This window comes from Halomonas sp. ANAO-440 (assembly GCF_019915905.1).
In the GTDB taxonomy this organism is placed as follows: Bacteria; Pseudomonadota; Gammaproteobacteria; order Pseudomonadales; family Halomonadaceae; genus Halomonas; species Halomonas chromatireducens.
This window is the reverse complement of sequence record NZ_JAHXBV010000010.1, coordinates 1-13,107: the sequence shown is the minus strand read 5'-3', so window position 1 is coordinate 13,107 and position 13,107 is coordinate 1. Positions and strand designations below refer to the sequence as shown.

The 13,107-nt window shown below is 63.5% G+C and carries 14 protein-coding genes and 1 pseudogene; 3 read left to right on the top strand and 12 right to left on the bottom strand.

The window, feature by feature from the left end; all coding sequences use genetic code 11:
- Nucleotides 1-170 precede the first annotated feature (170 nt).
- Nucleotides 171-1,247, top strand: coding sequence for a phosphoribosylformylglycinamidine cyclo-ligase (gene purM, locus KZO25_RS09085; protein WP_223136708.1), 1,077 nt, complete (start codon nucleotides 171-173; stop codon nucleotides 1,245-1,247).
- On the top strand, nucleotides 1,244-2,002 hold the full coding sequence (gene purN, locus KZO25_RS09080) for a phosphoribosylglycinamide formyltransferase (RefSeq protein WP_223136707.1): 759 nt from the start codon (nucleotides 1,244-1,246) through the stop codon (nucleotides 2,000-2,002). The genes purM and purN overlap by 4 nt, the downstream gene beginning before the upstream one ends.
- A 197-nt stretch (nucleotides 2,003-2,199) precedes the next feature.
- Here purN and dcd read toward each other — a convergent pair whose 3' ends face one another.
- The 7 genes and pseudogenes from dcd to KZO25_RS09045 all read right to left on the bottom strand — a co-directional run bounded on the left by dcd (nucleotide 2,200) and on the right by KZO25_RS09045 (nucleotide 7,597).
- On the bottom strand, nucleotides 2,200-2,766 hold the full coding sequence (gene dcd, locus KZO25_RS09075; RefSeq protein WP_223136706.1) for a dCTP deaminase: 567 nt from the start codon (nucleotides 2,764-2,766) through the stop codon (nucleotides 2,200-2,202).
- 97 nt (nucleotides 2,767-2,863) lie between these two features.
- A pseudogene (apbC, locus tag KZO25_RS09070) lies at nucleotides 2,864-3,676 on the bottom strand (iron-sulfur cluster carrier protein ApbC); the annotation flags it as partial.
- Nucleotides 3,677-3,810: 134 nt separating this feature from the next.
- The gene (locus KZO25_RS09065) at nucleotides 3,811-4,905 is read right to left on the bottom strand and encodes a hypothetical protein (protein ID WP_223136704.1); all 1,095 of its coding nucleotides are present in this window, start codon (nucleotides 4,903-4,905) and stop codon (nucleotides 3,811-3,813) included.
- Between the two features lie 113 nt (nucleotides 4,906-5,018).
- Nucleotides 5,019-5,771 carry an RNA pseudouridine synthase gene (locus tag KZO25_RS09060; protein WP_223136703.1) on the bottom strand — a complete coding sequence of 251 codons (753 nt, stop codon included), beginning with the start codon at nucleotides 5,769-5,771 and terminating at the stop codon, nucleotides 5,019-5,021.
- Nucleotides 5,772-5,823: 52 nt separating this feature from the next.
- The gene (gene arfB, locus KZO25_RS09055; protein WP_066446644.1) at nucleotides 5,824-6,237 is read right to left on the bottom strand and encodes an alternative ribosome rescue aminoacyl-tRNA hydrolase ArfB; all 414 of its coding nucleotides are present in this window, start codon (nucleotides 6,235-6,237) and stop codon (nucleotides 5,824-5,826) included.
- Between the two features lie 75 nt (nucleotides 6,238-6,312).
- Nucleotides 6,313-6,909 (bottom strand): hypothetical protein, encoded by a 597-nt coding sequence (locus KZO25_RS09050; RefSeq protein WP_223136702.1) that lies wholly within the window; start codon nucleotides 6,907-6,909, stop codon nucleotides 6,313-6,315.
- Between the two features lie 13 nt (nucleotides 6,910-6,922).
- Nucleotides 6,923-7,597 (bottom strand): hypothetical protein, encoded by a 675-nt coding sequence (locus KZO25_RS09045; protein ID WP_223136701.1) that lies wholly within the window; start codon nucleotides 7,595-7,597, stop codon nucleotides 6,923-6,925.
- Nucleotides 7,598-7,754: 157 nt separating this feature from the next.
- Between KZO25_RS09045 and KZO25_RS09040 the strand changes: the two genes are divergently transcribed.
- Nucleotides 7,755-8,798: a serine hydrolase domain-containing protein gene (locus tag KZO25_RS09040; protein ID WP_262488925.1), complete on the top strand. Its 1,044-nt coding sequence runs from the start codon at nucleotides 7,755-7,757 to the stop codon at nucleotides 8,796-8,798.
- A gap of 10 nt (nucleotides 8,799-8,808) precedes the next feature.
- On the opposite strand, the gene KZO25_RS09035 is transcribed toward KZO25_RS09040, so the two are convergent.
- Genes KZO25_RS09035 through KZO25_RS09015 form a run of 5 tightly spaced genes read right to left on the bottom strand, consistent with a single transcriptional unit; the run spans nucleotide 8,809 to nucleotide 13,084 of the window.
- Nucleotides 8,809-10,209 (bottom strand): glycosyltransferase family 2 protein, encoded by a 1,401-nt coding sequence (locus KZO25_RS09035; protein ID WP_223136700.1) that lies wholly within the window; start codon nucleotides 10,207-10,209, stop codon nucleotides 8,809-8,811.
- A gap of 14 nt (nucleotides 10,210-10,223) precedes the next feature.
- The gene (locus tag KZO25_RS09030) at nucleotides 10,224-11,399 is read right to left on the bottom strand and encodes a HEAT repeat domain-containing protein (RefSeq protein WP_223136699.1); all 1,176 of its coding nucleotides are present in this window, start codon (nucleotides 11,397-11,399) and stop codon (nucleotides 10,224-10,226) included.
- A complete protein-coding gene (locus tag KZO25_RS09025) occupies nucleotides 11,356-12,138 on the bottom strand; it encodes a YaiO family outer membrane beta-barrel protein (protein WP_223136698.1) in 783 nt (260 codons plus the stop codon). Before KZO25_RS09025 ends, KZO25_RS09030 begins: the two co-directional genes overlap by 44 nt.
- On the bottom strand, nucleotides 12,138-12,527 hold the full coding sequence (locus KZO25_RS09020; RefSeq protein ID WP_066446626.1) for a response regulator transcription factor: 390 nt from the start codon (nucleotides 12,525-12,527) through the stop codon (nucleotides 12,138-12,140). Before KZO25_RS09020 ends, KZO25_RS09025 begins: the two co-directional genes overlap by 1 nt.
- Nucleotides 12,524-13,084, bottom strand: a complete 561-nt coding sequence (locus KZO25_RS09015; RefSeq protein WP_223136697.1) for a sensor histidine kinase — start codon at nucleotides 13,082-13,084, stop codon at nucleotides 12,524-12,526. Before KZO25_RS09015 ends, KZO25_RS09020 begins: the two co-directional genes overlap by 4 nt.
- Nucleotides 13,085-13,107: the final 23 nt, after the last annotated feature.

Here is a 13,107-nt window from a genome sequence, read left to right as displayed (position 1 = left end):
CTCCCTGCGTTGGACGACCACGACAATGCGGGCCGTGCGCCGTGATGCTACAATTCCCGCCCGATCTTGCCCACTGCTCGTCGATTCGCTTCGGGCAATCGACGCGCCATGCCGATATTTGAGCGGCAGCGCTACACTAACCGCATCCGCGACTTTATACAGGACAGGCCATGACCGACTCCACTTCCGCCCAGCCGTCCAAGGCACCGCTCAGCTACAAGGATGCCGGTGTCGACATCGACGCCGGAAACGCCCTGGTCGATCGTATCAAGGGCGTTGCCAAACGCACCACGCGCCCGGAGGTACTGGGCGGGCTAGGCGGGTTCGGCGCCCTATGCGAACTGCCGGCAGGTTACCGCGAGCCGGTGCTGGTGTCCGGCACCGATGGTGTCGGCACCAAGCTGCGTCTCGCCATGGACCTTGGCAAGCATGACACCATTGGCATCGACCTCGTCGCCATGTGCGTCAACGACCTGGTGGTCGCCGGTGCCGAACCGCTGTTCTTCCTCGACTACTATGCCACGGGCAAGCTGGATGTGGACATCGCAGCGGACGTGGTCACCGGTATCGGCGAGGGCTGCGAGCGCTCGGGATGCGCGCTGGTGGGCGGCGAAACCGCCGAGATGCCCGGCATGTACGAAGGCAGCGACTACGACCTGGCCGGTTTCTGTGTCGGCGTGGTCGAGAAGTCCGAGATCCTGGACGGCAGCAAGGTGGCCGAGGGCGACGTACTGCTTGGCATCGCTTCCTCGGGCCCCCACTCCAACGGCTATTCGCTGATTCGCAAGATTCTCGAGGTGAGCGGCGCTTCCCTCGATATCGCCGTGGATGGCCGGTCCCTGGGCGATGCCCTGCTCGCCCCCACCCGCATCTACGTCAAGCCGCTGCTGTCACTGATTAAGGAGAGTGGCGTGGCGGTCCATGCGCTGTCCCACATCACCGGTGGCGGCCTGCTGGAGAATATCCCGCGGGTATTGCCCGAGACCCTCGGCGCCCGTATCGACGTCGCCAGTTGGACGCGCCCTAAGGTATTTGACTGGCTGCAGGAGCAAGGCAACGTCGATGAGCACGAGATGCACCGGGTGCTGAACTGCGGTATCGGCATGGTAGTCGTGGTTCCCGCCGACCAGGCCGACAAGGCACGTGCCCACCTTCAGGCCCAGGGCGAGACGGTCTATCGCATCGGCGAAATCACGGCACGCCCAGAGGACGAGGAAGCCGTGAGGCTGGAGAACCTCAAGGCATGAGCGATCCCGACTTCACCCCCGACGCACCCCAGAGCGACACCCTGAACGACTTCACCCCCGAGCCCAGCGAGGTTCGGCGGGTAGTGGTACTGATCTCGGGCAGTGGCAGCAACCTGCAGGCGCTGATCGATGCCCAGAGTCATGATGAACTCGGCGGCGAGATCGTGGCAGTCGTTTCCAATGTGGCGGATGCCCATGGCCTGGTGAGGGCGCGTGATGCCGGCATCGATGCGGTGGCCCTGCCACACCGGGAGTACGACAGCCGCGAGGCCTACGACGGCGCCCTGATCAAGGTCATCGATCGCCATCAACCCGACCTGATCGTACTGGCCGGCTTCATGCGCATCCTGACCCCGCGCTTCGTGCAGCGCTACCTGGGGCGGATGCTCAATATCCACCCTTCGCTGCTGCCCGCATACCAGGGGCTGAATACCCATGCCAAGGCGCTCGCCGACGGTATCGCCGAGCACGGCTGCAGCGTGCACTTCGTCACCGAGGAACTCGACAGCGGGCCGGTGGTGATCCAGGCCGTCGTGGACATCGTCGATGGGGAAACCGAGGCCAGCCTCCAGCAGAAGGTGCATAGCCGGGAGCACCTGATCTACCCCATCGCCGTGAAGTGGTTCCTGGAAGGCCGCCTGCAACTGGAGGGCGACGGCGCAACCCTGGACGGCACCCGGTTGCCGCCCCAGGGGCTACGTCTCTCCCATGCCGATGCGGCGGAAGAGCTCGACGAGGAACTGGACGAAGAGTAGACACCCAGGAGCCTGGCGGAGGCCGCCGCGCTGGCGCTGATCGTTGGCGTCGGCAACACCGCCAGGAGGCCTGCGGCCTCCAGTCGTGATCTGAAGATACTCCAACAGCGACGTGGCACCGTCGGTGGAAAAGGCAGCTGTTGGAGCGCTCGGTTCGGCGCCCCGAGTTTCCATCGCGACTGGCGCCGCCAGGCGCCTCAGGTGCGCGGCAAAGTAACGCCCCGCTGCCCCATATATTTGCCGCCCCGGTCCTTGTAGGACGTCTCGCAGATCTCGTCCGACTCCAGGAACAGCATCTGGGCCACGCCTTCGTTGGCGTAGATCTTGGCCGGCAGATTGGTGGTGTTGGAAAACTCCAGGGTCACGTGCCCTTCCCACTCCGGCTCCAGCGGCGTCACGTTGACGATGATGCCACAGCGGGCATAGGTGGACTTGCCCAGGCAGATGGTCAGCACACTTCGCGGGATGCGGAAGTATTCGACGGTGCGAGCCAGGGCAAAGGAGTTGGGCGGAATGACGCAGACATCTCCCTTGATGTCGACGAAGCTTTTCTCATCGAATGCCTTGGGATCGACGACCGCCGAATGGATATTGGTGAATACCTTGAACTCGTCGGCACAGCGCACATCGTAGCCGTAGCTGGACGTACCGTAGGAGATCACCCGCTGGTCGTTGACGTAGCGAACCTGATCGGGCTCGAATGGCTCGATCATGCCATCCCGCTCGGCCATGCGGCGGATCCAACTGTCGGCTTTGATGCTCATTGGGTCGTCCTGATGATGTCAAATCACGAATCGGGGCCGCCATGATAGCGGCCCCTGCGTCAGGCGTCACGGGTGCGTGCCACGCCCAGTCACTGTATCAGTCGCTGAACGAGATGCTTGGCCCTTCATCGGCCTGCAGCCCTTCGACCTGCTCGGCGATCTGGCGAGCCATGGCACGGAAGGTGGCAGTCACATCGCCGTCCGGGTCAGCTACCACCGTCGGGCGCCCACCGTCGACCTGCTCCCGAATCGACAGGGCCAGCGGCAGGCGGCCCAACAGACGGGTCTCGTATTCCGCCGAGATGCGCTCACCGCCTCCTTCGCCGAAGATCGGCTCGGCATGGCCGCACTGGGTGCAGACATGCAGACTCATGTTCTCGACGACGCCCAGCACCGGCACGTTGACCTTGCGGAACATCTCGATGCCCTTGCGTGCGTCGAGCAGGGCGATGTCCTGTGGCGTGGTCACAATCACGGCACCGTCGACGGGCACTTTCTGTGCCAGGGTCAGCTGGATGTCACCGGTCCCCGGCGGCATATCGATGAACAGCACATCGAGATTATCCCACGCCGTCTGGGTCAGTAACTGCTGGAAGGCACCGGACACCATGGGGCCACGCCATACCATGGGCTCGCGGGTATCCACCATGAAGGCCATGGACATGGCCTGAAGACCGTAAGCTTCCAGCGGTCGCATGCGATTCTCACCGGCCTGCTGCGGTCGAGCGCCCTCCGCCACGCCGAGCATCTGAGCCTGGCTCGGCCCGTAGATATCGGCGTCAAGGATACCGGTACGATACCCCTCGGCGGCCATAGCGAGTGCCAGGTTGACGGCAACGGTGGATTTGCCCACCCCGCCCTTGCCGGATGCCACGGCGACGATATGCTTGACCCCTTCGATCACGACTCGCTCCTTGTGCTGATGGGTGTCTCTCCGCTCGAACTGAGCAAATACTGTTCAGTATAACGCGCAGGAAGCCTGCCAAACGACAAGCGGCGAGCCTGGCTCGCCGCTTTTCCGCTTCCTGATGGCTAGCGCCAGATTCAAGACTGCTCGGCTTCCTCTTCCTCGGCTTCGTCCTGCTCCTCGTCCTCGTCCTCGTCCTGCTCCTGCTCAGGCTCCTGCTGCTGGGCTCGCTCCTGATCGGACGTACGGAGCTGGAGGTCCTCCAATTCAATACGCCATTCAGAGAGCTGTGCTTCCAGTCGCTGCAGCTGTTGCTGGCGACGCTCGATCTGATCATCGAGCTGGGCCAGGGCACCGCGCCCATCCTCGATCTCCTCCATCAGAGCCTCACGCTCGGCACGCGCCTCTTCAACCTCGGACAGGGTTTCCTCGCGCAGCTCCCTTGCCTCGCCGATTTCGCGTTCCACCTCGTCACGCCAGGCCTCCAGGGCTTCGACGTCGTTCTCTAGGGCGTCGATGGCGGATTCTCGCTCAGCGATCTCGGCGCCCAGCGTATCCAGTTGCTCGTCTGCCGCAGCGATATCCTCTTCGATTACTGCCAGCTCATTATCGGCCAGATCGCGGGCGACCTCGGCCTCCTGGCGCTCATCGACGGCAATCTGGCGCAGCTCTTCGGCTTCCTGGCGAGCCGCCTCGGCCTCCTGGCGTGCTTCTTCGGCTTCCTGACGAGCGGCTTCGGCATCACTGCGAGCCTGTTCCACCGCCTCATACTCGCCACGCACTTCGACCAGCGCCTCTTGTGCCTCGGCCTGCTCAGCCTGGTTGGCTTCGATATCGGCTTCAAGAGCGGCACGCTCCTCCTGAAGCTCACCCAGTTGCCCCTCGACCTCAGCCACTTCGGCCTCAAGGCGCGCAGTTTCGTCGCGGGCGGCTTCCTGCTCCTCGGCCAATGCCGCCTCGGCAGCCTGCTGCTCCTCATTGAGCTCCGCCAGGCGGGCCTCCAGGGCCTCGATGTCCTCACCTGCATCATCACGCGCCTGAAGCTGAGTAGCCAATTGCTGATGATCGTCCTGTAGCGCGGCCAGCTGTTCCTCTAGGGCTTGGCCGCGGTCGCGATGATTACCGGCGCTGTTGTGGGCAAAGATCGCCCAGATCACCGCAAGCAGCGCCACGGCCACCAGGGCCTTGACTCGGTTGTCCTTGTAAAGTGGGCTCTGGGTATTTTCCGACATTGGCAAGACCCTCTCTCTGGTAAAAGATGCCTGGCATCGAGCGATGACAGACGCGTACCGTCATGAATCAGCATACATATGCATCAACCATGGTGAAAGGGAACCAGAAAAGCTCAGAAGCGCTCTCCAGGCTTCAGGTACCGCCACTGGCCCGGCGGCACGCGCCCCAGCGACACCCCGCCGATACGCAGGCGCTTGAGGCTCAGCACCGTCAGCCCGACGCTCGAGCACATCGCTTCAATCTGCCCTGGCACCATCCCCTTCACAGCAAAGCGTAGATGGGTTTCGCTCTGCCGGCTGACTTTGCAGGGTGCCAACTTCCGGCCTGGCTCGCTGTTGCCACCGCGTAGCGCTTCCAACTGCTCGTCGCTGAAGGTGCCATCGACCTCGACAACCACCTCTTGCTCAAGTCGCGCCGTATCCTCATCTAACCGCCTCACCACACGCCTGTCCTGGGTAACGACCAGCAAACCAGAACTGCCTTTCTCCAGCGGCAGCATCGGCTGCAGCCCTCGGAAATGCGCCTTCAGCGGGCTCAGCCCGGCGGGGTCGTCAAGCCAGTGCGTTCCCGGCGCGATACTATCCCGCATCCACTCTCGCTCCTCGCCGGCAGCAAGGCCGGGAGGCGCGTTCAGCAGCAGGGTGACGGGGGGGATCTCATTCGGCCGGGCCCCGGGACGAAGCTCGACACGCTCCTCGCCCACCTTGAACTGCGGCTCCTCCACGATGTCGCCATCGACCATCACCCAGCCCCCGGCAATGTAGAGCTCGGCCTCGCGGCGTGAGCAGGGCAGCTGTCGCGCCAGCCGCTTGGAGAGCCGTTCAGTGGTGGATGGCATGGGTGCAGCGTTATCAACAGCGGTCATGAGATGTCTCGAATGGTGTGAGGGTAAGGCAACAGCGCCGCCTGACGGATGCTCAGGTTTCCACCTTGCCACGCATGGCCTTGTGCTTGCCGCGCTTCTTCTTGCTGTCCAGCCGGCGCTGCTTGGCCCCCTTGCTCGGACGGGTCGCGACCCGCTTCTTGGGTGCGTACATCACGCTCTTGATCAGGGCCTTGAGTCGACCGAGTGCTTCGGTACGGTTCCGCTCCTGGGTACGGTGCGACTGGGCCTTGATGATCACCACCCCGTCACGGGTGATGCGCTGGTCGTTGAGCGCCAGCAGCTTCTCCTTGAAACCTTCCGGAAGACTGGACGCGCGAATGTCGAAGCGCAGGTGAATCGCCGTCGACACCTTGTTGACGTTCTGGCCGCCCGCGCCCTGGGCACGTACCGCCTGCATGTCGATTTCGTGGTCGGCAAGCATGACCTGACGAGAAAGTTCCAGCATGTTGTCTGCCTTATGGCGCGTCACGCCGAAGCGCGGGGCAACGTGAATTTTGACCGGACGAATGTGCAGCGGCGATCAGCGGGCGTCCTGCGGCGATTCGATCCGCCAGCGGGAGTACCAGGGAATGCCCTGGATATCGATATCCAGCTGGCGAAGCCATCCCGCCACCACCAGGTTCGACTGGTGGGCGGCCCAGTAGGCTCGAGGGTGCGGCACGAAATGAAGGCCGAACTCTTCACTGTATACCGGCTCGACCTCACCTTCGAAATGCGCATCGAGTCGGCGCTGTAGTGCCCTGACCCGGGCTGCCTCTGCCTGGAGTGGATAGGTCCGGACCAGGCCTTCCGGCGCCAGCCTCGAAAAGTCGCCGGGCCCCGTCACGTCCTCGTGAATGCCACGTCCCAGTGCACTGGTGGTCGGCACCAGCATTGCCGCGGCGCCTGCCAGGAAGTGGCGGCGTCCTTCCACATACCACCGCCATTCCCCGTAACTGTAACGAACCATGCCGCCCTCCTCCCGGGGCAGGACCAGGCTGGCATGACGACCGTGATCGATCAGGTAGACATCCAGCGGCTGAGCAAGCTCCGCCGGGGCAGGTGGCATGACACGACCGGTACAGCCGGAAAGCAGCAGGACAATCAGCAGAAGGCATACCCAGCGCAGTGTGACCACGAAAGAATTCATATCAACAAGCAAGCCATATCCTGTGTTTGGCCCCTTTGCCCGGCCGATGGGCACGTACCGTGACCTCTTCCACCAGGAGTCCGACCCGGCGCAGGCGCTCGGTGAATGCGGGGTCCTGCCCCGCCGACCAGATCGCCAGGACGCCCTCCGGACGCAGCGCCTCCTGGGCGGCGGCGAGTCCTTGAGGTGAGTATAGCCAGTCATTTTCCTTGCGCGTCAGCCCCTCGGGACCATTGTCGACGTCGAGCATGATGGCGTCGAAGCCGCCAGGCTCCCGACGCAGCAGCTCGCCGACATCGCCCAGGCTGACGACGGTACGAGGGTCGTTCAGGGGATAGCCGGCAGCGGCACCCAGCGGCCCCCGGTTCCAGTCGACGACGCCGGGCACCAGCTCCGCGACGACCACCTCGGCGCTGTCGGGAAGCGAGCGTAGCGCGGCCGCCAGCGTAAACCCCATGCCAAGGCCACCGATCAATACCCGGATACCGGCACGATTGGCAATACGCTCGCAGGCGAGCTCGGCCAAGGCATCCTCGGAGCCGTGCAGGCGGGTATTCATCAGCTCACCTGGACTGCCCGCGATGCGAATGGAGAATTCGTCATTGCGCTGCAACAGGCGCAGCTCACTGCCCTTCCCAGGAATACTGGCAGTACCGATCACTTCGAATTTAGCCATGGTGCCTCATTGGCGAGAGGGAACGCGTAAATGCCCGCAGCCATGCCAGGGCCCCTGCTGCTGTACAGCACCCGGCAGGGGAACCAATCATCCCGTCCCGGCTCGAAACTCGGACCGCAAGTGCATCGACACCTGGACGGATAGCGAGGAGGGAACCATGACAGCGGCGACACTGCGAAGGCGGCTACCCAAACGGTATCCGATACTTCTCACTATTATGCTGGCCTTGGCGGCGACTTGCCATTCACTTGCCAGCGAAGCCGGCTCCCAGCGGCTGAGCGAGAGTGCTCTCCAGCACCTGGAATCCGAAGCCGGCGACATCTCACGCCTGCACACTCTCGTTGTCGCCCAGAACGGAGAGATCGTGCTCGAACGTACCTATGCCGGCCCCGGGAGCGATCAGCCGGCCAATATCAAGTCTCTCTCCAAGACCGTGCTCGCCGCTCTGGTAGGCGCCGCCATCGAGCAAGGCGTGATCGAGGGCGTCGACCAGCCCGTCGTGGACCTGCTCGGCCCCCTGGTGCCCAATGACATCGATCCCCGGGTGGGAGATATCACCGTCGGTCATCTGCTCTCGTTGCAGGCCGGGCTCGAACGCACCTCCGGCGCCAACTATGGCGCCTGGGTAGCAAGCGACAACTGGGTCGCGAATGCCCTCATGCGTCCTTTCGTCGACCACCCCGGCGGACGGATGCTCTACTCTACCGGCTCGAGCCACCTGCTCTCTGCCGCATTAACCCAAGCCAGTGGCGACAGCACGCTTTCCCTGGCCAGGCAACTTCTCGGCGACCCGCTGAACATCGCCATTCCCGCCTGGCTCCGCGATCCACAAGGCATTTTTTTCGGTGGCAATGACATGCAGCTGTCACCTCTGGCGCTGATACAGGTTGGCGAGCTCTACCGGCTCGATGGCGTGATCGATGGCACCCGTGTATTGCCTGAAGGCTGGGTGGAAGCTTCGTGGACGCCCCGAGGCACCTCGGCCTGGACCAGCGACGGCTATGGATACGGCTGGTTCGTCACCCGCCTGGGCGGCGAACAGGCCTACTATGGCCGTGGCTACGGTGGCCAGGCACTCTATGTGATTCCCGAACGAGCACTGACCGTAGCCATCACCTCTGACCCGATGCCACCGTCACCCGGCGGGCAATTCCAGCAACGGCTGCACGCCCTGGTTGAGACTCTGCTGGCACCCGAGTGAGACAGCTGGTTCATTGCCCCCACTGGCCGCTACGCCTCATCGCGCCCCACTGGTGCTTGCGTCGCGTAAACCATTGCCAGAGCCCGCGACAGCGCCAAAGGGTATTGAGCTGGCGATAGCCGAAGTTCTCCAGTATCGCCACCAGGAACAGCCGCAGCATGTCTCGGCGCCGGGCATATACACGAAACGACAGGGTCTCGAGCAACAAACCATTGACCGACAGCAGTATACCCATGCCAATAGCCACCAGGAGGAATACCGTGAGCGCCACCGGCGAGATCACCCCGAAGGAAAATCCGCCAATCATAAATGCATAGCCGGCCAATTCGATCAGTGGACCCAGCCATTCGAACAGTGCCATGAAGGGCCAGGCGAGGTGCCCCGGAGCTCCACCCCGAGGGCTTGTCGCGAGCCTCACATGGCGACTCAGGCTCTCAGCCAGGCCACGCTGCCAGCGGCTGCGTTGGCGGCCCAGGGTACCGAGATCCTCTGGTGCCTCAGTCCAGCAAATCGGATCGGGCAGGTAGCTGATGCGATAGGGAATGCGCCGCTGGCGGTGATGGCGATGCAGGCGCACTACCAGCTCCATGTCCTCCCCCACCGTCGAAGTCGAATAACCACCCACCGCCATCACCCGCTCACGATCGAACAGCCCGAAGGCTCCCGAGATGATCAGCACCGCATTCATCGGCGACCAGCCCAAGCGCCCGAACAGGAAGGCACGCAGATATTCGACGATCTGGAAACGCGCCAGCAGGCTGGTGGGGATCCCCGCCTCGAGCAGGAAGCCACCGCGCACCGTGGAACCATTGGCAATCCTCACCGTGCCCCCGGCGGCTACGGTCCGTTCATCTTCGAGGAATGGCTGGACGACCCGCAGCAGGCTGTCGCGCTGAAGGATTGAGTCGGCGTCTACGGCACAGAACAGGCCATGCCGCGAGGCGTTGATACCGGCGTTGAGCGCATCCGCCTTGCCACCATTCTCCTTGTCCAGCACCTTGAGGTTGGCGTAACGCCGCGACCGATAGATCCCCCGCACCTCCTGATGGGGCACCGCACGGCGCAACGGCTCGGGATGAGGCTCCATCTCGAAGGCCTCAAGCATCACCGCCAGGGTGTCATCCTTTGAACCATCATTGATTACTACCACCTCGAACTCGGGATACTGCAACTGCAGCAGCGACAGCACCGAGGTGCGAATGGTCTCCGCCTCATTGTAGGCCGGCACCAGTACCGAGACTGCGGGTTCAACCCCCAGGTAGGGAGCCTCTTCGCCGAGTTCGGCACGCTGGCGCATGTAACGCCGCAGGCTGACCATAGACAGCAGGTTAAGCGACAGGTAGCCCCCATTTAGCAACAGGAAGTAGCCGATGAAACCTACTTGCCCCCACCACAGCCAATTGATGCTCATGCCACCACCCGACATCAGCGCACCCCCTCGGCCATGGCCCGACGCAGTGCGTCGCGCCCGTAGCGATCCTCGACACGCTCCAACAGCTCAGTGAGTCGCTCGGGCTCTATTCCAGGCAATGCCACCAGACAGTCCGCCGCGGCCTGGCGTACCCACCAGCTGCTATCGGCGAGCCGGGCTTCCAGCAGAGTGATGTCCTCGGTGCCGGCCTGCCGACGAAGCGCCTGTACCGCTGCCAGGCGCACCTCAGGCGAGGGACTGTCCAACTGCGAGGCGAGCAGCATCCGGTCACGCGGGTCGCGTAGCTCACCCAGGCAACGCAGCGCTGCACAGCGGGTGGCGTCGATCGCCTCGCGGTCCTCCTCTACGCTGCTCCAGGTCAAGCAACGCCTCGCCCAGGGCGCCGCTCGCGAAGGGGGAGCCCAGTCGATCAGTGCTACCACCCGGAGCGACCAGGTCGATGCGCTTTCGAGCTCTGCCAGCAGCGGCGTGCCGACGGCGTCGCGACCGGCCTGCTGGCAGAGGGCACGAAGCCGCGGCATAGCCCAGTCCCGCCGCTCGCCAACCAGCGGTATCAAACGCTGCATGGCACGCGCCGGGTCCATGGCCACCAGCGCCTGGGCTGCTGCCATACCCACTACCGGGTTGCGCACCTCTAGCAGCGGCGAAACCGCCGACCAGTGGCGCACGTCAGCCAGGTAACGCAGACAGTTCAGCGCCACAAGCTGGCGGTGAACCGCCCGGGTCCTGAGCATGGCAAGCACCCAGTCGGTCATGCCCAGGGCATCGAACATGGTATTGAGACGCTCACGGGCCGAACCACGTAGCTGTCGCTGCACGCGGCTCCACAGCAACAGGAACCATAGCTGTTCTTGCTTGCTGCGTGGCGTCCCGCCCACCGCCACCGAACCCGGCTCACTGAGACTCCACATCGCCAGTTGCGGCCGCCATATATTCACGAAGGCCCTTCGACGACGCTCGCGGCGGCCCGCCAGCTCGGACAGCACCAGCACCTGGACCATCACCAGCAGGGTCAAGGCAACCAGAGCCAGCGCGCTGTATATCGCAAGCCGCAGCACCGGGTCATCGGGCATGAGCGACATCCAAGCCAGGGTATCGACAGCCTGATGCCACACCGCGGCCGGCTCAAAAGGCATGGCGAAGGCCCAGTTGCATGCCATAGCGATCATGAATATCGCCCTGACTCAAGGCCCCAAGCTCCCAGTTAATCGCCCACTCCGGGTGAAACCAGTGGCGGCCACGCACAGCAAAGGCGGCAACCGAGGAGACGGTCACCTCGCCATCACGAACGACCTCCTCTTCACGACCCAGACCAGCGCGCAGACCCACCACGCTGCGTTCGCCATAGTAATGGTCCAGCGCCACGGCATGGCCTACCGGCGTACCCGCCCCCTGCACATCGCTGACGTTGAGGGTATAGGCCATTCGCCACGCACCCCAGTACCGCTCGATACCCAGCGCCAGGCGGTCGACCCGCGAGTCGACGTACTCGGTATGTCGCAGGCTTGTACTGCCGACGAAACCCGCCGTCAAACGACTCTGCAAACGCAGATCGGCGTACCAGTCGGGAAGAAAGTCGGGGCTGAAAGCGCTGCCCACTTCGGGCTGCAGCACCCAATCATCACCGAGGGGAACAGCTGCCCCGAGCTCGACACCCTGGTCCCATAGCGCATAGCGGCGCTCGCGCAGCGCCGCTCCATACCAGGTAATGGCCCCCGGCTGCCCTGTCTGCCAATCCAGCCGCTGGGCCTGCCAGTCGGCAAACCCGCTGTCGACCCATTCATAACGCTGGGAGATTTCGACTTCGGTCCGTCGCTCCTCGGCAAAAGCCGGCGCAGCGGAGAGGCAGGCAGCAAGCCAGCTGCCGACAAGCCAGCCGCAACCCTGGCAGAAACAACAGCGACGCATCAACGCCTCCTCATGAAGCGACGCATCCGCGCCAGCAACTCGTCGGGTTGGAAGGGTTTGGTCACGAAGTCGTCGGCGCCCAACTCGAGGGCGCGCACGATGTCCGCTTCACGGGCCTTGGCGGTAAGCATCAGCACAGGAACATCCTGCCAGGCCGGCAAACCACGCAAACGCTCGAGCACCTCGAGGCCATCATGGTAGGGCAGCATGATATCGAGCAACACCAGCCCCACCGGCGGCGATGAGGCGAGGGCCTCCAATGCCTGACGACCGTCAGCTGCGTGGGAGACCTGATAACCGTTACGTTCGAGCAGGAAGCGGATCAGAAAGGCGATGTCCTCTTCGTCTTCAATCATCAAGATACGGGGAGCAGAATCGGACGCACTCATATCGCCTCCTGGTCGACGTCATCATATATTGGCGCGAGGCATGGCAGGCGCACCCGAAAACAGGTTCCTTCACCCGGCACCGAGGTGAAGTCGATTTCCCCACCCATCGCATGAACCAGGCTGCGAGTGATGGCAAGCCCGAGCCCACTACCACCAACACGTCGCCGATCAGAGCCATCGGCCTGGGCAAATCGCTCGAAGACCCGAGGCTGGAAGGCCAGCGGGATCCCCTCACCTCGGTCGCTGACTGTGATTTCAAGCCAGTCCTTCCCGCCACGCCGCAGGTGCATCAGTGACACCGAAACTGTGTCACCGGCCGGTGAATGCTTGCTGGCATTGGAGAGCAGGTTGGCCATCACCTGGGCGAAGCGATCGGGATCGAGTAACACCTCTCCGTTTGCCGCAGGTGACACCAGCGACAGGGCGACCCCAAAGCTCTCGGCATACAGGGCGTTGTCTTCCAGTGCCTGCTCAATCAGCGGACGCAGTGTAAAACGCTGTTCATGCAGCTTGAGCTGGCCGGCTGCAAGTTGAAGTGGTCCAATTGGAGCGGACACCCCGATAAGCCTCATAATGGAGG